The sequence below is a fragment of the Actinoplanes aureus genome (genome assembly GCF_015704865.1).
In the GTDB taxonomy this organism is placed as follows: Bacteria; Actinomycetota; Actinomycetes; order Mycobacteriales; family Micromonosporaceae; genus Actinoplanes; species Actinoplanes aureus.
The window spans coordinates 380343-399178 of sequence record NZ_JADQTO010000001.1 but is presented as its reverse complement, the minus strand read 5'-3'; the positions used below and the strand labels follow the sequence as shown (position 1 = coordinate 399178).

The window sequence follows — 18836 nt, the reverse complement described above, 5'->3', positions numbered from 1 at the left end:
TGGGTCAGGGGATCAGCCGGATTTCCGGGAAGGCGGGATGGGGGCCTTCGAGCAGGCGCTGACGTTGGCGGCGTAGGTGCAGGTTGAAGAAGGCGAGCGGATAGGCCTGCTGGACGCGTACCGCCCGGGTCGGGTCGAGGGTGCCGATCCAGGAGGCCAGGTCCTCGTCGCTCATGCCGGTCAGTGCCGCCAGCTGGGGGACCAGCCACTGCTGGTCGTTGTACGAGCCGTGGGCCGCACCGACGGCATGCACGTTGAGCCGCCACCCGCGCAGCAGCGACCAGAACTCCTCGACGCTCGGCTCGGAGGCGCGGGTGAACTCCGCGGTCATCAGCATGAACGGCCGGTCCAGGCCGGCGACCGGTGGTTGCGACTGCATCTCGCCGTCGAAGCCGATCCCGGCCCGGACGCGCCGGTCCTCGTTCATGACGAGGGCGGTCGCGGTCGCACCCTTGGACCAGCCGAACATGCCGACCCGGCGCAGGTCGAGCGCGGCGCCCAGCCCGGCCGGCAGTGCACGCCGCCCGGCATCGGGGTTGCGGCCGGCGGCGACGTCCTCGAGGCGGTCGAGAACGAACCGTACGTCGTGGGCGTGGTCCCACGGCGTGAACGGCAGATCGTCGGCGGAGACCGCGAGCCGGCCGTCCGGAAATTCGCTGAACCCGTCGTACGTCGAATCCACGTTGACCACGACGTAGCCGTGGCTGGCCAGCTCCTGGACCACGATGGTGGTCTCGGCCCGGCAGGTGTTGTTGCCGTGCGAGTACATGATCACCGGGAGCCGGCCGGCCCGCCGGAGTACCGGAGCGCCCTGGTGGCCGGCGGTGAGCGGCGCCGACGCGGCGTCGGGGTCGAAGCCGACGGACTCGAGAAGCGCACGCCACGAGGCGACCGGCATCCACGGCGCGACCGGACGACGCCGGGCGTCGCGGGCAGCGGGATACCAGACACCGGCCATCAGTTCGAGGGGACGTCCCGGACCGGCGATCTTGTCCGGCCGTGACCGGTCGACGAGGTGCAGCGACACCGTCCCGACACGGTGCGGCCCGGTGGGCGCGGGAAGGGTGAGCCGTGGCGGTGCGGCCGACCCGCGGCCGGCGCCGAGCGGCACGGCGACCCCCGTCGCGAGCGTGGCTGCCAGAAGATGCCGGCGGGTCAGTGCGATGGTCATCGTTCCTCCGGGGTGCTGGTGGTCTCGACCCGTGCGATGAGCTGCTTCAGCCGTCCGATCTCCTCGGCGAGTGCCTGGTCGCCGGCGGCGGTGAGCGTGATCCACGTACGTCCGCGTTTGCCCTCGTAGCCCTTCTCGACCTCGACCAGACCGGCCGTCTCCAGCACGGTGACGTGCTGGGAGAGGTTGCCGGCGGTCAACTGCAACTGGGTACGCAGGTAGCCGAACTCGACCCGGCGAGCCTCGTGAGTGATCGTGAGGATGCCCAGCCGGACCCGCTGGTGCACCACGTCGTCCAGCCCGGTGACCGGGTGGGCGGGCGACGGGTCCGGTGCCGTCATCGCTGCCGCCGGCGGGCGATCGCGAAACCGGCCGCCCCGAGCAGCAGCACGACGCCGTTGATGACCTGCTGCGGTATGAACTCCGCCCGGACGCTGCTGTGGATCGTCCAGCCGAAGTCGATCGGCACGAGCACCACCGCCAGGTATCCGAGGGTGAACACCAGCAGCGCGACGTTGCGTTCCAGCCGGGCCAGCACCAGCAGCGCGACACCGATCGTGCCCGCCGGTGCGACCAGGCGGTCCAGCACCATCACCCACCCCGGGAACGGCTCGGTCGGCGGGTCGGCCAGGTAGACGCGCGCCAGCAGCCACACCGTGGTGAACACGACGGCCAGGGCGGCGCCGGTCAACGCGTACGGCAGCACGCGGGCGCCCAGGCCCCGCGCCCGGGCGGCACGCACATAGCAGAAGGCGATGGCCGTGTATGCGATGAGCAGCGCCGCCGGCCAGTAGTAGAGAACGCCGTCGCGCGAGAACTGGCACTCGGAGCCGCCGTTCACGCAACGGACGTCCATGCCGACGTAGTCGAACGGGATCGCCACGAACGTCGCCACGGCCAGCACCAGCAGCGCGACCCAGGTCAGTCGCTGGTCGAGCCGCACTCGGTGGGCGAGGGCACGCACGTCGGACAGCAGTCGCCGGGGGTCAGCGCCGGCGGGCACCGAATCTGTTGTCATGCCAACAGGTTTCCATAACAAACCGATTGGCGCTAGTGCCAAAGTGCGGCGCGGGCGGCTCGTCGCCGCCCGCGCCGACACGGCGCTACTTCAGATAGGCGGTGTCCGTACCGACCTTGCCGGAAGCCGGGTTGCGCTCCTCCATGGGGCTGTACTTCTTGCCGGCCACCTTCTCGCTGTAGTACCAGCTCCACTGGCTGTCGCGGACGCCGTACACGGTGGGGGTGAACAGCCCGTTCGCGCCCCAGCGCGACGTGTGGTTGAAGACCACGTCCTGGTAGATCTTGAGCCCCTTGGCGTGCGCCGAGTCGATCAGATCCTGGTACGAGGCACCGTTCGACTCCAGCCGCGGGTCCACCTCGTAGAAGTCCCACCCGTGGTAGCCGTGGTAGTCGTAGTCGGACCGGTTCAGCACCACCGGGGTGATCCAGACGGCGGAGAAGCCGAGCGCCTTGATGTAGTCGAGCTTGTCGACCAGCCCCTTGAAGTCGCCGCGGAACATCGGGTCCTCGTTGGCCTTGTTACCCGATTTGACGTGCTGGTTGCCGCCCCGGTTGTTGCCGCCGTCCCCGTCGTTGAAGCGGGCGGTCAGGACGAAGTAGATGCTGTCCTTGCGCGGGTCGCCGCCGAGCATCTCGCCGCTGGTCGCCGGCGTGGTCGAGGTCGGCGTCGGCGCCGGGGTGGCCGCGCACGGCGCGGAAGCGGTGACGATGTCCGACTAGGACGATCGTTTGGCAGCGGCCATCGCCTCGACCCCGGCGATGACCAGATCCACCGAGAAGGCGTAGTAGTGGTCGAGGTCCAATTCCGTCCGGTACGACGCGGCCAGCTCGACCATCTTCGGGTAGCGGTCGGCCGGCAGGGACTCGAGCTGGATCCGCTTCTGCCGGCGCCACTCCTCGACCTGCTCGGCCGGGACCGACGCCGGGCAGTCCGGCTGGCCGGCGACCAGGCCGATGGCGGCGTTCAACAGGTACGTGGCGACCCAGTACCCCTCGTCGATGGTGAAGCCCGCGTCGGTGAGCAGGGCGAGTGTGTCGTTCGTCGCGCGGGTGAAGCTCTCCGTCTGCTGCTTGTCGACCGAGTGCAGCAGGTCGGGCAGGGAGGGGTGGGCCCGCATCACGTCGACCACTGTCTCGAACACGGTCCGTAGCCGTTTCTGCCAGGGGTCGCCGGCCGCCGGATCGGCGCGCACCCCGGAGAGCACATGGTCGACGACGCCGAGGAGCAGCTCGTCCTTGTTCTTGAAGTGCCAGTAGAGGGCCATCGGGGTGACGCCGAGCTCCTTGGCGAGACGACGGATCGTGACCGCCTCGAGGCCTTCCTCGTCGGCGATGCGCAGCGCGCGATCGGCCACGGCCGCCTTGCTCAGTCGTTCACCCGTCACTTGACAACCATACAACGTACAGGTCTCATGTACGAGGTACATGTACGTTGTACATGGACGCCGTACAGGGGGAGGCCTGATGGAAAAGAATCGACGGTGGTGGGCGCTTGTCGCGGTGGCGCTCGGCACCTTCATGACGTATCTGGACAACAACGTCGTCAACGTGGCCTTGCCCAGCATTCAGCGGGACCTCGGCCTGAGCATCGCCGGCCTGGAGTGGATCACCAGCGCGTACATCCTGGTCTTCGCCGGCCTGCTGCTGGCCGGCGGCCGCATCGCGGACGTGCTCGGCACCCGGCTCGCGTTCCTGGCCGGCCTGGTGGTCTTCACCGTGGCGTCGGTCGCGGCGGGCCTGGCCGACAGTCAGGGTCTGCTGATCAGCGCGCGGGCCGTGCAGGGCGTCGGCGCGGCACTGCTGGCGCCCGCCTCGCTGGCGCTGCTCCAGGAGCTCTTCCCGGACCCGAAGGAGCGCGGTACGGCCATCGGCGTCTGGGGCGGGGTGGGCGCACTCGCTCTCGCGGTCGGCCCGTTCACCGGCGGAGTGCTCAGCGAGTACGTCTCCTGGGGCTGGATCTTCCTGATCAACCTGCCGATCGGTGTGGCCACGCTGGCCATCCTGCTGTTCAGCGTCCCGTCGGGGCACGGCGCCGCACAACGGACGGCCGGACTGACCCGCGTCCTGCGACGCCTGGACCCGGCCGGGCTGGCCGCGTCGTCCGTGTCGCTGTTCGCTCTCACGTACGCATTGATCGAAGGTGACGCTGAGGGCTGGACCTCGCCGCTGATCCTCGGGTTCTTCGGGGTGGCCGCGGTCGCGGCCGTGGTGTTCGTGTTCCTGCAGAGCCGCAACGCGGACTCGATGATGAACCTGGCGTTCTTCCGCTCCCGGATGTTCACCGGCGGGCTGCTGGCGATGGGCCTGTGGGCCTTCGGCGTCTTCGGCATCTACTTCTACATGGCGATCTACCTGCAGAACGTGCTCGGCTTCTCGCCGACCGGCGCCGGCGCGGCGTTTATCCCGATGGCGATCATCACCGCCGTCGGCGCGGTCCTCGCGCCGCGCCTGGAGGCCCGCTTCGGCGTCGCCCGGGTGACCGCTTTCGGTCTCGCCGTGATGGCCGCCGCCATCGGTGGCATCGCGCGGTACGGCGAGGGCACCAGCTACGGCGACCTGCTGCCCTGGTTCGCGCTGTACGGCGTCGGCGGCGGCCTGCTGATCCCGTTGAGCACCGTGGTGGTCGACGCGCTGCCGCCCGGCCGGGCCGGGATCGCGTCCGGGATGCTCAACGTCTCCCGGGAGGTGTTCGGCCTGCTCGGCGTGACGGTGCTCGGCGCGATCCTGTCCAACCGGGCGAACGCCGCCACCGGCTCCGAGATGCACCGCTTCCTGGAGGGCTACCAGTTCTCGCTCATCGTGGCGGCGGTGCTCGTCGCCGTCGGCGTCCCGGTCAGCCTCTACATGCTGCGCCGTGGTGGGCAATCGAAGACCGTCACCGAGGAGCGGGTCCTGGAGGCGGTCTGACGGCTGCGCCGCGGCCGGTCGCACGGCCGGCCGCGGCGATCTTACTGTGGTGCGGTGACCGCACTTTCCTGTCCTGTCCGGACCCGGCTCTACGAGGCCGGCCGGGTGATCGCGGAGGACTTCGCCGCCGACCAGACCGCCGGCCTGCTGCGCGCCCACCCGGACGCGGTGGTCTGGCTGGACCTCTACGCACCCGGCCAGGCCGACCTGGAGGCCGTGGCCACCGACTTCGGACTGCACCCGCTGGCTGTCGAGGACGCGGTCGAGGAACATCAACGACCGAAGATCGATCGGTACGCCGATCACCTCTTCGTCAACCTCTACGCCGTCCGGTTCCACGGCGACGGGACCACCGCGCAGCTTCGCAAGGTCGAGATCAGCGCCTTCGTCACCAGCCGGGCGCTGATCACCGTGCACAAGTCACCGGGCGACATCGACGTGCTGCTCCAACGCTGGGACACCGACCCCGAGCTGGGTGCCGTCGGCGGCGTCAACTTCCTGGTCTACGGCCTGCTCGACGTCGTGGTGGACAGCCAGTACGCGACCGCCCGGTCGATCGACGAGGCGATGGACACCGCCGAGGACCAACTGCTGGAGGAGGGCGGCGCGCCCCGTCCGGTTCGGCTCTACGGTTTCGCGCTGCGCAAGTGCCTGGCCAATCTGCTCCGGGTGGTCGCGCCCATGCGTGACGTCGTCGACCAGCTGGACAAGGCCGAGATCGAGCCGGTGAACGACCATCTGCGGGCGTACTACCGGGACGTCGAGGACCAGGCTCAGCGGACCCTGGAGCTGACCGAGCACTCCCGGACCCGGATCACCGAGCTGCTCGACGCCGACTCCACCGAGCAGGGCAACGTGCTGAACCAGGTCACCCGCAAACTCGCCGCCTGGGCCGCGATCATCGCGGTGCCGACCGCGCTCACCGGTTTCTTCGGACAGAATCTGCCGTACCCCGGGTACGACAACCAGGGCGGCTTCCTGGCGAGCAGCATTCTCATCGCCACGTCCGCGATCGGCCTGTACGTCTTCCTGAAGCGGCGCGGCTGGCTGTAAAAACCGGGCCCCCGAACGGCCGGTTGATCGCGTAACCTCGCCCCAAACCGGGGGAGGGGCCATGTTCGCACTCGTCTTCGGCGCGGTGCGGACCCGGGCCGCCCAGGTGCTGACGATTCTCGTGCTCACCGCCCTCGCGGCAGCCGTCGCCGCAGCCGGACCGTGGTACGCGTTCGCCGCCGTCGGTGAGGCCGCCACCGCGTACCTCGAGGTCGCCCCGCCGGCCCAGCGCACCGTCTCGGTGCAGAGCCGGATCGAGACCCAGGGCAAGGCGGAGGCCGAACTGGCCGAGTTCACCGACCAGGTGGTGTCCGGGCTGCCGGCCGGTCTCGGTGACGGGCTCGCCGGGATGGCCGGGCCGGTCAGCGTGCGTACCGGCCCGGCGAGCACGAGCATGCCGGTGGCGTACCGGGACGGGTTCTGCGAGCACGTCCGTCTGACCGGCAGCTGTCCCGCCGCCCGCGGTGAGATCGCGATCAGTCACGAGGCGGCTCAGCGGCTCGGCATCCGGGCCGGCGAGGTTCTGTCGATCGTCACCACCACGGCGAGCGGCCGGCTCGACATGCGGGTGGTGGCGCTCTACGCGCTCGTCGACCCGGGCGGGACGTACTGGGCCAATCGCCTGTTCCGCCCCGAGGCCACGCTGGATCCGGCGTTCACCACGGTGGACACGTTCACCCACCGGCAGCTGTGGGTGCCGACCATGGCGTACGACGTCGTGGTGCCGGACGCCATGCTCCGCGGCGACGGCGGGCGCGACTTCGTCGCCGAGATCGACGCCGCCGACCTGCGGCTCGGCCAGGTCCAGCTGCGGATGGGTACCCAGGCCCGGCCGCTGCACCAGGCCATCACCAACGACCGGTACACGATTCTGACCGGTGTGCTGACCGCCGGCGTACAGATGCTGATTCTGACCTGGTTCGCGGTCGGACTGGCCGGCTGGTTCACCCTGCGCGAGCGGCGCGCCGACGCGGCGCTGCTCAAGCTGCGCGGGGTGAGCCGGTTCGGGATGCTCCGGCTGGCCTGGGGACAGCACCTGGTGCCGCTGATCCTCGGCGTGCTGGCCGGGGTCCCGGCCGGTTACCTGCTGGCCCGCGGCCTGGCCGGCCCGGTCACCGTCGCACCCGACCGCGAGGCGGCGCTGGTGTTCTGCGCCGCGGCGGTGGCGGCGGTCCTGTTCGGAAGCCTGGCCGTGCTGGCCGCCGTCGAGGCCACCGTGCTCGGCCGGCCGGTGTCCGCGCTGCTCACCCGGGCCGGTTCCATCCGGGGTGCCTGGCGCCCGGCGGTGGTGGACGTACTCCTGATGGTCATCGCGGCCGCCGCGGTCTACCAGGCCCGTACGACCGGCGCCGGATACGGGCTCGGCCCGGCCGCGCCCGCTTTGGTCGCGCTGGCGGTCGGTCTGCTGGCCGCTCGGCTGCTGAGCCGCGCGGCGGCCCGGGGCGGCGGGGCGGCGCTGCGGGCCGGGCGCCTGCGTACCGGCCTGACCGCCCTGCGATTCTCCCGCGCACCCGGGACCGACCGGGTCTTCGCGCTGCTCGTGGTGGCGGTCGCGCTGTTCACGACGGCGGCCGGTGGCTGGCGGGCGGAGAGCGGGTCCCGGGCCGACCGCAGCATTGCCGACCTCGGCGCCGAACGGGTTCTCACCGTCGAGGCGATCAACCGCACCGCGCTGCTGCACGCGGTCCGCGGTGTCGATCCGGGCGGCCGGGAGGCGATGGCGGCGGTCTGGAACCGTGGCAATGTTCAGGAGGTCCTCGAGGTGGACACCGCCCGGCTGGCCGCGGTGACCACCTGGCGACCGGAGTACGGCCCGGCGAGCCGGTTCCCGGACGCCGTGGCCGAGGACACCCGGCCGCCGATGCCGCTGGTCACCGAGGACAGTCTGACGCTGCGGGTCCGGCGCGAGGGGCCGGCCGTGGCGCTCGCCCTCCAGCTTCAGCACGAGGGCACCGGCCTGCCGGTGACCGCCGGGTTCGGAATGCTGCCGGCGGGTGAGCACACGGTGACCGTGCCGGTGTCCGGGTGCACCGAAGCGCCGGGCTGCCGGATCGTGCGCTGGGAACTGACCACCCCGCCGGACCGGAACCGGCGGATCGACCCGCCGCCGCCCGGGGCTTCGGCCACCGTGCTGAGGCTCGGTCAGGGCGGCACGGACACCGGAGTCCTCGACGCCGCGCTGCTCGGCGACATCAGCCGGTGGCGGGCCGCCACCACCGGTGCGGCCCTGGACGTCACGGCCGCGGACGGGACCCTGCGGCTGGCCGCCGACTCCAACCCCACCGAGGTGATAAGGCCGGGTGCGGAGGCCTGGACGTCGGACACGCTGCCGATGCCGGCCCTGCTCGCCGGTCCGGCACCGGAGGACTGGCTGGACACCGAGCCGACCCTGATGGCGTACGGCGAGGCGCTACCGCTGCGGGTGCTCGACCAGGTGGCCGCCCTGCCGGTGGTCGGCCGGGGCGGCCTGATGATCGACCTGGACGCGGCCCGCCGGTTCGCCGCCGAGTCCGATCCGGGCGGGGAATACCAGGTGTGGCTGGCGCCCGGGGCCCGGCCCGGCATCGTGGCCGATCTGACCGCTGCCGGGCTGACCGTGACCGGCGACGCCACCGCGGCCGGCTACGCGGACCGGCTCGGCGCGCAGGGCCCCGCCGTGGTGGTCCGCTTCGCCCTGGTCGCCGGTGTCGCGGCGCTCCTGCTCGCGGCGGCGATGCTGGCGGTCGCCGTCACGGTCGACCGCCGTTCGCTCGCCGAGCAGCTCGCGGCGTTGCGCGTACAGGGCCTGACCCGCCGGACCGCGGTCGGCACCGGGTACGCGGGCACCGTCGCGCTTGTCCTCGCCGGCCTGCTCGGCGGTGTCCTGGCCGGGCTCCTGGCGGTCGCGCTCACCGACTGGACCGTGCCGCCGTTCACCGACGGCTGGGCCGTGCTGGCTCCGCCCGGCCCACTGGACGCCGCCGCGGTCGCCCTGGCGGCACTCGGCTCCCTGGTGGTGCTCGGCCTGGCCGCCTGGCTGGCGCTGGCACCGCTGATCCGCGGCATGCACGAGGGCCACACGAGGGGAGAGGGCCGATGATCTCCCTGGTCCTGGCGATGGTCTGGACGCGGCGCGGGCAGGCGCTCACTCTCGCCCTGCTCGCCATGCTCGCCGTCTCCTCGGCGGTCGCGGCGCCGGCCTTCCTGATCGCCGCCGAGCGCGCGATCGCCGACGGCCAGATCGCCACCGCCTCCACAAGCGATCTGAGCCTGGTGGCCCGCCGCAGCCACGACGTCCGGGAGGACCCGGAGAGCGGCGGCACCCCGGAGGTCAAGTTCCCGGATGTCGGGCAGGTCCTGCTCAACCTGGACGGGTTCACCTACTACCACTCCGCCGAGGTCGCCACGGTCGGTCTCGAGGAGGCCGACACCTACCCCTCCCGGCTCGTCTTCCGCCAGGAGATCTGCGCCCACGTACGGATCCTGACCGGCCGCTGCCTGGCCGCCGAGGGTGACGTGCTGCTCGGCGAGAAGACCGCGGAACGGCTCGGGCTGGCCGCCGGCGACTCGATCGTCCTGCGAGCGGCCCGGCAGAACGAGGCCACCCGCCCGATCACCTGGCGGCCGGACGCCGTGCCGAAGACGCTCACCGTGGCCGGCACCTACCGGCCGATCGACCCGACCGGCGCGTACTGGGCGTTGCACGGCTACTTCCTGTCCGGTCCGGACATCGGTCCGGGCGAGCCGCTCTTCACCAACACGGTCACGCTGAACTCGATGAAGCGGACCATCACGGTGATGGCCATCGACGGTGTCGCCGAGCCCGGCACGCTGGACATCGACCGGCTCGACGAGCTGCGGGCCGACCTGAACCAACTCAACAGCACCGCGAGCGAACTACAGGACTCGCTGCTGTTCGACACCGGGATCCCCCGGGTGCTGGACCGCATCGACGAGGGACGGGCGGTGGCCGGTCTGCTGGTGCCGGTCCTGTCCGTACCGCTGGTCCTGCTCGCCTGCTTCACCATCTACCTGACCGTCGGTTACGGAGCGCAGGGCCGGCAGAGCGAGCTCGCCGTCGTCGCCCTGCGCGGCGCGCGCTGGTGGACCCGCTGGTGGCTGGCGACCGGCGAGAGCCTCGCCGCGGTCCTGGCCGGCGCCGTCGTCGGCTGCCTGACCGGGCAGCTGCTGGTCAACCTGGTGGCCGCGGTCCTGTTCCCCGGCGTCGGCACCGATCCCGCCTTCACCTCGCTGGAGTACGCGCCGGCCGCCGCGGTGGCCGCCCTGGTCGCGGCGGTGGCGGCCCAGCGCCGGCAACTCATGAGCCCGGTCACCGGCCTGCTGCGGCGGACTCCGGCGGCCGACCACCACCGGTTCACGGTCACCGAGGCGGTGGTGGCGGTGCTCGCCGTGGCGACCGGTGTCCAGTTCGCCCTCTCCGGCGGCGCCCTCGACGGGATCGGCCTGTTCGCGCCCGCGCTGCTCATCCTGGCGCTCGCCCTGCTCGCCGCCCGGGCACTGCTTCCCCTGGTCAACCGGTACGCGAGCCGGGCGCTGCGGCGTGGCCGGCTCGGCATCGCCCTGGCCGGGATCCAGCTCTCCCGCCGCCCCGGTGCCGGTCAGCTGTTCGCCCTGCTGGTGGCCGCCGCCGCGGTCGCCGCGTACGGGACCAGCGCGGTGGACACCGCCGCTCGCGGCCGTGCTGTCGAGGCCCACCTGGGTACCGGAGCCGCCCGGGTGATCACCGTGGAGCCGGTGACCCGGCAGCGGCTGCTCGACGGGGTCCGGGCCGCCGACCCGCAGAAGCGGTTCGCGATGGCTGTCACGATCCTCCCGGGTGGGGGAACCGGGGTGGGTGCCGGTCTCGCCCTGGACACCGAACGGCTGGCCGCGGTCGCCGCTTGGCCGGGTGGCGCCCCGGACCCGGACGCGTTGCACCAGCTCATGCGCCCGCCGGTGCCGCAGTTCCCCACCTTCGGCTCCTCGGACATCGCCTTGGACCTGGCGACGTCCAGCGCGAATCTGCGGTTGGCGGTCTTCCTGTCGTCCACGACCGGGCTCGGCGGAACCGATGTGGAGTTCGAGCTGAAGCCGGGCACGCACACCTACCGGGAGAACGTGCCGATGTGCGAGGGCGGCTGCCGGCTCACCGGCATACGGATCGGCGGGATGGGCACCGCCGCCGATGTGGCCGGGCAGCTGGTGATCCGCGGGCTGAACACCACCGAGCCGGCCCCGCTGACCGACCCGGCCCGCTGGCGGACGTCCGAGGAGGTCCGCCTGTCGTCCGCGCCGGACGGGCTCCGGGCCGACGTCGAGGTCTCCGCCAGCGTCGCCGAGAACGGCTGGATCCAGCCGGCCAGCGCGCCCCTGCCGCTGCCGGTCGCCTACGCGGGCCGGGCGCCGGCCGACTGGATCATCAACGATCTGAGCTTCGACTCGATTCCGGTCAAGCCGGTCGCGACGCTGCCCGCGGTGCCCGCGCTGGGCCGGCAGGCGACCCTGGTCGATCTGGAGTACGTGACGCAGTTCCCGGTCGAGGCGAAGCCGGTGGCGGATCCGCAGGTCTGGCTCAGCGCGGACGCACCGGACGACGTTCTCGAGCGGCTGCGGGCACAGGGTCTGCGGATGGTCTCCGACGTCTCGGCCGATGACGCCCGGGCCAGCCTGGACAAGGAGGGTCCGGCGGTCGCCCTCTGGTTCTACCTGCTCAGTGCGGTCCTTGCCGGGCTGCTCGGCGCCGGGGCGCTGGTGCTGACCGTGGCGGTGGACCGGGTGCGGCGTACCGAGGACCTGTCCGCGTTGCGCGTCCAGGGGCTGCGACCACGTCCGGCCGGGCAGGCCACGCTCTGGACGTACCCGGTGCTGGTGGTCATCGCGACCGCGGTCGGTCTGCTGGTGGCCGCGGTGGCGTGGCGGCTGACCGGCTGGGGGCTGCCGCTGGCCGGCCTCACCCCGCCGGACCTGCCGCTGCCGCAGTGGCCCCGGCCGAGCGCCCTGCTCGCGGCCGCCGGTGCGGTCCTCGCGGTGCAGCTGCTGGTGGCCGTGCTGGGCGGACGGGATCTGCGTAACCGGATCGAAAGGGGACGACGATGGTCACGCTGACCGTGGAAGCGGCGGACTTCGCCTACGGCGGGGCCGCGCCGGTGCTGAGCGGGGTCACCGTGACCGCCCGGCCCGGCGAGATTCTGGCGGTCACCGGGACCTCCGGGGCGGGCAAGACCACGCTGCTCAGCGCCATGGCGGGACTGCTGCCGGCGCGTACCGGCGAGGTGGCGGTGGACGGGACGCCGCTGTCCGGTCGCGACCAGGCGGTCTCCCTCGGTGTGGTGCTGATCCCGCAGGACAACGGCCTGGCCGCGATCCTCACCGCGGCCGAGAACGTCTCGGTGGCGGTGATCGCGATCGGTGGCTCGCCCGCCGATGCCCGGCGCCGGACCGCCGACTCGCTGGAGGTGCTCGGCCTGTCCGGCCAGGCGAACCAGCTGATCGACGAGTTGTCCGGCGGCCAGCAGCAGCGCGCGGCCATCGCCCGCGGACTGGCGCTGCACGGGGACGTGCTGCTGGCCGACGAGGTCACCAGCGAGCTGGACGCGGCGAACCGGCAGCGCGTCCTGGAACTGCTGCGGGCCGAGGCCGCGCGCGGTGCCGCCGTGGTCCTGGCCACGCACGATCCCGAGGCGGCCGCGGTCTGCGATCGCGAACTGCATCTGGCCGACGGCGAAGCCGTCTGGGCCCGGCCCTGACCCGTGGATCAGCCCGGCGGTCGCGCTGCGGCCCGGACCCGGGCCCAGGTGGCGCGGCTGGGCGGGACCTTTCGTCGACGCGTACCTCTAATGGGTGGGAATTTCGGAACCACCCGGCACCAGCGTGACCTCGCCGTCCACGTGCTGGACCGTGAACAGGGTGCCCGGCGGGTAGGAACCGAGCACGTCCGGCGGCAGCTGGACCGTCCCGTCCCCGGCGACCACCGCGAAGTCCTGGCCGTCGCGGCCCTCCGCGCCGACGCGCCCGTCGCGGATGGTGACCGCGCGGCCCAGCCGGGCGCCCACCTCGTTGTCGTGGGTGACCACCACGATCGTGGTGTGGCGTTCCTCGTTCACCGTTTCGAGGGCGTCGAGCACCTCGTCGCGGCCCGCCGTGTCCAGCCGGCTGGTCGGCTCGTCGACCAGCAGAAGGCCGGGACCTGCGGCGATACCGACCGCGAGGGCGGCCCGCTGGCGGCCGCCGGGGGTGAGGTCGGTGAGCCGGCGCCGGCCCTGGCCGGGCAGACCGACCAGGTCGAGGATGCGGTCCGGGTCGTCGAGCTTGATGCCGCGGGTGTGTGCGGCGCGGCGCTGGGCCAGCCAGATGTTGCGGTGCAGCGTCGCGTACGGCAGCAGGTTGCGGGCCGCGCCCTGCAGGACCACACCGATCTCGGTGCCGCGCAGCCGGGAGATCTCGCCGTCGGAGAGCTTGCCCATGTCGTAGGTGCCGATGTTGATCCGGCCGGCGGACGGGCGCATCAGGCCCGCGAGCAGGGCGATCAGGGTGGACTTACCGGAGCCGGACGGGCCGACCAGGGCGAGCGTCTCGCCGGGCGCGATGGACAGGTCGACGCCGGCGAGGGCGACCACGTCGCCTGCCTCGGCGCGGTAGATGTGCACCACTCGGCGGCAGGCGACGGCCAGTCCGTTCATGACGCCCAAACTAATCAACACACGCCACTGTGAGCAATTTTCAACCTGGCATTGGGCCTGAAGCTGCCGGGCCGTCGTCCGGCGCCGGCATGCGAGGCCCTCGCCACGTTGAAAAAGGCTCAGTGAATAGGGTGTCCCCGTGCGCGACATCGCCGTCTTCACCGGATCTGCCCATCCCGAGCTGGCCGCCGAGATCTGCGAGCACCTCGCGGTGCCGCTGCTGCCCACCCGGATCTCCCGGTTCGCCAACGACTGCATCGAGGTGCAGCTGCAGGGGAACTGCCGGGAACGGGACGTTTTCCTGATCCAGCCGCTGGTCCCCCCGACCCAGGAGCACCTCGCTGAGCTGCTCTTCATGCTCGACGCCGCCCGGGGCGCGTCGGCCGGCCGGATCACCGTGGTCCTGCCGCACTACGCGTACGCCCGCAGCGACAAGAAGGACGCCCCGCGCATCTCGATCGGTGGCCGCCTGGTCGCCGACCTGCTTTCCACCGCCGGCGCCGACCGGGTGCTGGCGATGACCCTGCACTCGCCGCAGGTGCATGGCTTCTTCAACATCCCGGTCGACCACCTGCACGCGCTGCGCGAGCTGGCCCACCACTTCCGCGGCTACGACCTGTCGAACAGCGTCGTGGTCTCGCCGGACCTGGGCAACGCGAAGGAGGCGGCGGCGTTCGCCCGGATGCTCGGCATCGAGGTGGCGGCCGGCGCGAAGCAGCGGTTCGCCGACGACAAGGTGGTGATCAGCTCGGTGATCGGCGAGGTCGCCGACCGGGACGTGATCGTGCTGGACGACGAGATCGCCAAGGGCAGCACCGTCTTCGAGCTGCTGGCCCGGCTCCGCGAGCGGAACGTCCGCAGCGTGCGGGTGGCCTGTACGCACGGCCTGTTCACCAACGACGCGGTGCAGCGGCTGTCCGCCGAGAAGGAGATCGAGGAGATCGTCTGCACCAACACGGTGCCGATCCCGCAGAGCGGCCGCACCGAGAAGCTGACCATCCTGTCGGTCGCTCCGGCACTGGCCGAGGCGATGCGCCGGATCCACAACGGCGAGTCGGTAAGCGCCCTTTTCTCATAAAACGGCCTCATGAGCCTCACCTAACGCGAATCATGTTTCGCATGGGTGTCATGGCTTACCCCCTCCGGTACGCGCTCGCCGACCTCGCCCTCGCGCTTAGCCGAGCGGCGTCGGATCCGGCCGAGGTGCGGTCCACGGCCGCCCGTGCCGCCGCCGACATGATCGGTGACGGCGCGGGCGTGCAACTGCTTCGCGACGACGGCCGGTACGAGGAGCTCTCGTACCACCACCTGGACGACGAGCGTTCCGGCACACTGGCCCGGGCCCTCGATCGGATCGGACAGTCGCCCGACGACGAGTACTCGACCACGCTTGCCGCCAGCCGCCGCCCGATCGTGCTGGCCGGCGAGTCGGCGGCGGCGCTGTGCGGCCCGGAACACGGTGTCACCGCCGCGGTGCTGAGCCCGGTGATCGTCGACAACACGTACTCCGGCTACCTGATCCTGACCCGGCACACCCCGGACGCGTTCTACTCGACGCCCGAGGTGGAGCTGGCCCGGGACATCGCCGGCGAAGTGTCGCTGGCCGTCTCCAGCGCCCGGGCGCAGGAGCGGCTGCGTGCCTCCGAGGAGCGGTACCGCCGGGTTCTGGAGACCATCCCCGAGGGTGTGCTCCAGCTCGATCCGGAGGGCGTGGCGACGTACGCGAACGAGCCGATCGGCGTGGTCCTGGGCATGCCGCGGGCCGAGCTGATCGGGGTGTCGCTGCGCGGCTTCCTCGACAACGTCGGGCAGAAGGAGCTGGACCGCCGGATCGCCGAGTGCCGGACCGGCCGGTCGACGGTCGGCGCCACCCGCCTGATGCGGGCCGACGGGTCGCGGCGCAGCGTACGGATCAGCATGATGCCGGCCATGGACGACCACGGCGAGTTCGCCGGCGTCCTGTGCATGATCACCGACACCACCGACCACATCGACGCGCGCGGCCTGAAGCGGCAGCTGGACCACCTGCGCCGGCTGGACAGCCTGGGCCAGCTGATCGGCGGCCTGTCGCACGACTTCAACAACCTGATGACCGTGGTGGCCGGTTCGGCCGACATGATCCTGTCCACCGCTGAGGAGGACTCGCCGCACGAGCAGCTGGCGAAGGACATCCTGGACGCGGTCAACAAGGGCCGGACCCTGACTCACCAGCTCCTGGCGTTCGGCCGCAGCGAGGGCAACCGGCCCGAGGTCATCCCGATCCCGGACCTGCTCACCGACGTGCAGACGCTGTTCAGCCGTACGCTCGGCGAGCACATCGGCCTGGACCTGACGTTCGGTGCGGACGTGTGGCCGATCAAGGCCGAGCGCGGTCCGCTCGAACAGGCCCTGGTGAACCTGGCCGCGAACGCCCGCGACGCGATGCTGCACGGCGGCATGGTCCGGGTGGCCGCCACCAACGAGGTGATCGAGCCGGGTCAGCTGGCCGAGGGCGCCCCGACCGGCAAGCTGGTGCACCTCGTGGTCACCGACACCGGCATCGGGATGGCCGACGAGATCCGCCGCCGGGCGCTGGAGCCGTTCTTCACCACCAGGCCGACCGCCGCCGGACTGGGACTGGCCACCACCGCCGGGATCGTGGCGAACCTGGGTGGCCACATCGAGCTGGAGTCCCAGCCACGGATCGGCACCACCGTGCACATCTACCTGCCGGCGGCCGAGGAGCAGCGGGCGGGCGGTGAGCGCCGGGAGAAGAACGCCGTGATCGGCCGGGTCCTGATCGTCGAGGACCAGCCGGACGTGGCCCAGCTGGTGCAGCGGCTGATCGCGCCGGCCGGGTACGAGATCACGGTGGCGACGGACGCGCTGATGGCGGTCACTCAGGTGGCCACCGGGACGCGGCCGGACCTGCTGATCACCGACGTCGTGATGCCGACGATGACCGGGCCGGAGCTGGCCGGCGCGTTGCGTGCCCACCAGCCGGACCTGCCGGTGCTCTACATGTCGGGTTACACGGCGGCGTCGCTCGGGCCGCAGCTGCACCTGGACGACAACAGCATGCTGCTGGAGAAGCCGTTCACCCGGTCCACACTGCTCGGCGCGATCCGCTCGCTGTGTGGTCCGCAACCCGTGAACGACAGGGGTGCGAAGCAGTGACGGGAGCGCGCTGACTCGTACCGAACCGGGTTGCTCAGCTTGCCAGATGATACGGACAAACCGCAGTATTCCGTGGCATTGCCGTCATCGGAAGGACCGCGGAGTGACCCAGGATCCCACGGATAGCGGCTCGGATGCGCCACTGGCCGGGCGGTGTGTCGGGAATTCTTATTATTTAGTCAGACCAATCGGACAGGGCGCCACCGGCACCGTCTGGCAGGGCGAAGACCGCTCGACCGGCGAGCCGGTGGCCGTCAAGCTGCTCCACGAGAGTCTGCTTCGGCAGCCGCGGCTGGTCACCCGCTTCGTCCAGGAGCGGACCATCCTGTTGATGCTGAGGCACCGCCACGTGGTCCGGGTCCGGGACCTGTTCAGCGTGGGCGAGACCCTCGGCCTGGTGATGGACCTGGTCGACGGCGGCAGCCTGCGTGATCACCTGCACCGGCACGGCACCGTCGCGCCCGCCGAGGCGGTCCGGCTCGCCGCCCAGGTCGCCTCGGCGCTGGCCGAGGCACATGAGCTCGGCATCATCCACCGCGACCTGAAACCGGACAACATCCTGCTGGACGGCTCCCGGCAGACCCGGCTCACCGACTTCGGCATCGCCCGCATCCTCAACCTGCCGAGCATGACCACTCCGAACGCGGTCGTCGGCACCCCGCACTACATGGCGCCCGAGGCGTTCCACGGCACCACACCGAGCCCCGCCACCGACGTCTACGCCCTCGGTGTGCTCCTCTACGAGCTCGTGTCCGGGCATCCGCCGTACCGCAGCGACTCCATCCCCGACCTCATGCGCCTGCACGCGGAAGGCAACCCGGAACGCCGCCCCGGCATCCCCGACCCGCTCTGGCGGATCATCACGTCCTGCCTCGCCGGTAAGCCGCGCCTGCGCCCCAGCGCCGCCGAACTCGTCACCGACCTGACCGCCCTGGCCGGGCACCTCGGCGACGTACCGGCCCTGACGCCCCCACCGTGCGCGAGCAGTCCCGCCCTGGACTCCGAACCGGTCCGCCTGCCCTTCCCGCGCCGCCGCGCCCCGCGCAACGACGCGCCACGCAACCGCTGGATTCGCCCCGGCGTGACCGCCGCGCTGGTCGCCGGAACCATGCTCGCCTCCGGCATCGCCACCACGGCCTGGCATCTGGGCCGCTCCGGCGACGAACCACTCACGGTGATCGTCGCCCCCACCGCCGCGCCCGCCGACCGGCCCTTGGCGCCGCGGCGCCCGGCCTCCCAAGCACCCTCCACCCGGCCTGCGAAAACACACAAGGCCGCACGGGGCGTCGCGCTTCCAGCGCCCAAACCCCATGCGGCCGTACGCGCTACGGCTACCGCCGCGACAAGGAACGCCGCCCGATCGCCCCTACCCGAGGGAAAGCCCTACGGGCCCTGGCAGTGCGCCCAGAACTTCGTCTTCGACCTACCCACACGCACCCCTCTCGGCCCGCGCCCGTGCCACTCGGTAGGCCGCGACGTCCAGTTCCGGGCTTCACTGACCGCCCCGGCCGGTGGCCGCGGCCGGATCGAGGTCCGCCTCCAGGACGCACACACCGGCCGCACCGTATCCGGCCCGACCACCTGCGACGGTCTCGCCTTCACCAGAGAGTCCTACACCCACGAGTGCGGCCCGGCCGGGGCCAACCCTCGCCGTGGGCGCACTTACGCGGTCGTCATGTCGTATCGCTACGAGCGCGATGGTCGCGCCGCCACCAACAGCTCCCGCGGCCAGCCCTTCACCTGGTAGGCCACGCTAGCGGGTCTTGTCCGGCCTAACGTGGGTGCTGTCTGGCGGCCGTTGAGACAGCGTTGAGCGTGGGCCAAGCAAGATCACCGCTTGAGGACCCTGACTACGGGAGCCCTCTAGCGGC

Annotated in this window: 14 protein-coding genes; 8 read left to right on the top strand and 6 right to left on the bottom strand. The window is 71.8% G+C overall.

All coding sequences use genetic code 11. The features are described from left to right. Nucleotides 1–4: 4 nt before the first annotated feature. The 5 genes from I4J89_RS01820 to I4J89_RS01800 form a co-directional block, all read right to left on the bottom strand. On the bottom strand, nucleotides 5–1171 hold the full coding sequence (locus I4J89_RS01820) for an alpha/beta hydrolase family protein (RefSeq protein ID WP_196412007.1): 1167 nt from the start codon (nucleotides 1169–1171) through the stop codon (nucleotides 5–7). After that, a complete protein-coding gene (locus I4J89_RS01815; RefSeq protein WP_196412006.1) occupies nucleotides 1168–1512 on the bottom strand; it encodes a transcriptional regulator in 345 nt (114 codons plus the stop codon). Before I4J89_RS01815 ends, I4J89_RS01820 begins: the two co-directional genes overlap by 4 nt. Further along, nucleotides 1509–2189: a hypothetical protein gene (locus I4J89_RS01810; RefSeq protein WP_196412005.1), complete on the bottom strand. Its 681-nt coding sequence runs from the start codon at nucleotides 2187–2189 to the stop codon at nucleotides 1509–1511. The genes I4J89_RS01815 and I4J89_RS01810 overlap by 4 nt, the downstream gene beginning before the upstream one ends. An 85-nt stretch (nucleotides 2190–2274) precedes the next feature. Then, entirely contained in the window at nucleotides 2275–2823 is a 549-nt protein-coding gene (locus tag I4J89_RS01805; RefSeq protein WP_230858165.1) for an alpha-amylase family glycosyl hydrolase, read from the bottom strand. Nucleotides 2824–2907: 84 nt separating this feature from the next. Further along, nucleotides 2908–3576 (bottom strand): TetR/AcrR family transcriptional regulator, encoded by a 669-nt coding sequence (locus tag I4J89_RS01800; RefSeq protein WP_309238147.1) that lies wholly within the window; start codon nucleotides 3574–3576, stop codon nucleotides 2908–2910. 79 nt (nucleotides 3577–3655) lie between these two features. On the opposite strand from I4J89_RS01800, the gene I4J89_RS01795 reads away from it, so the two are divergent. The 5 genes from I4J89_RS01795 (at nucleotide 3656) to I4J89_RS01775 (ending at nucleotide 12876) form a co-directional block, all read left to right on the top strand. Next, complete coding sequence (locus I4J89_RS01795; RefSeq protein ID WP_196412003.1) at nucleotides 3656–5098, top strand: MFS transporter; 1443 nt, start codon at nucleotides 3656–3658, stop codon at nucleotides 5096–5098. A 54-nt stretch (nucleotides 5099–5152) separates the two neighbouring features. Beyond that, a complete protein-coding gene (locus tag I4J89_RS01790) occupies nucleotides 5153–6151 on the top strand; it encodes a magnesium transporter CorA family protein (RefSeq protein ID WP_196412002.1) in 999 nt (332 codons plus the stop codon). Between the two features lie 61 nt (nucleotides 6152–6212). Further along, nucleotides 6213–9230 (top strand): permease-like cell division protein FtsX, encoded by a 3018-nt coding sequence (locus I4J89_RS01785; RefSeq protein WP_196412001.1) that lies wholly within the window; start codon nucleotides 6213–6215, stop codon nucleotides 9228–9230. After that, entirely contained in the window at nucleotides 9227–12235 is a 3009-nt protein-coding gene (locus I4J89_RS01780) for an FtsX-like permease family protein (RefSeq protein WP_196412000.1), read from the top strand. Before I4J89_RS01785 ends, I4J89_RS01780 begins: the two co-directional genes overlap by 4 nt. Beyond that, complete coding sequence (locus I4J89_RS01775; RefSeq protein WP_196411999.1) at nucleotides 12223–12876, top strand: ABC transporter ATP-binding protein; 654 nt, start codon at nucleotides 12223–12225, stop codon at nucleotides 12874–12876. The genes I4J89_RS01780 and I4J89_RS01775 overlap by 13 nt, the downstream gene beginning before the upstream one ends. 87 nt (nucleotides 12877–12963) lie before the next feature. Here I4J89_RS01775 and I4J89_RS01770 read toward each other — a convergent pair whose 3' ends face one another. After that, nucleotides 12964–13809, bottom strand: a complete 846-nt coding sequence (locus tag I4J89_RS01770; RefSeq protein ID WP_196411998.1) for an ABC transporter ATP-binding protein — start codon at nucleotides 13807–13809, stop codon at nucleotides 12964–12966. Between the two features lie 139 nt (nucleotides 13810–13948). Here I4J89_RS01770 and I4J89_RS01765 point away from each other — a divergent pair, with 139 nt between their 5' ends. The 3 genes from I4J89_RS01765 to I4J89_RS01755 are packed head-to-tail and all read left to right on the top strand — an operon-like array spanning nucleotide 13949 to nucleotide 18712. Then, nucleotides 13949–14887, top strand: coding sequence for a ribose-phosphate diphosphokinase (locus I4J89_RS01765; protein WP_196411997.1), 939 nt, complete (start codon nucleotides 13949–13951; stop codon nucleotides 14885–14887). 50 nt (nucleotides 14888–14937) lie between these two features. Then, nucleotides 14938–16965: a hybrid sensor histidine kinase/response regulator gene (locus I4J89_RS01760; protein WP_230858164.1), complete on the top strand. Its 2028-nt coding sequence runs from the start codon at nucleotides 14938–14940 to the stop codon at nucleotides 16963–16965. A 46-nt stretch (nucleotides 16966–17011) separates the two neighbouring features. Next, a complete protein-coding gene (locus I4J89_RS01755; protein ID WP_230858163.1) occupies nucleotides 17012–18712 on the top strand; it encodes a serine/threonine-protein kinase in 1701 nt (566 codons plus the stop codon). Nucleotides 18713–18836: the final 124 nt, after the last annotated feature.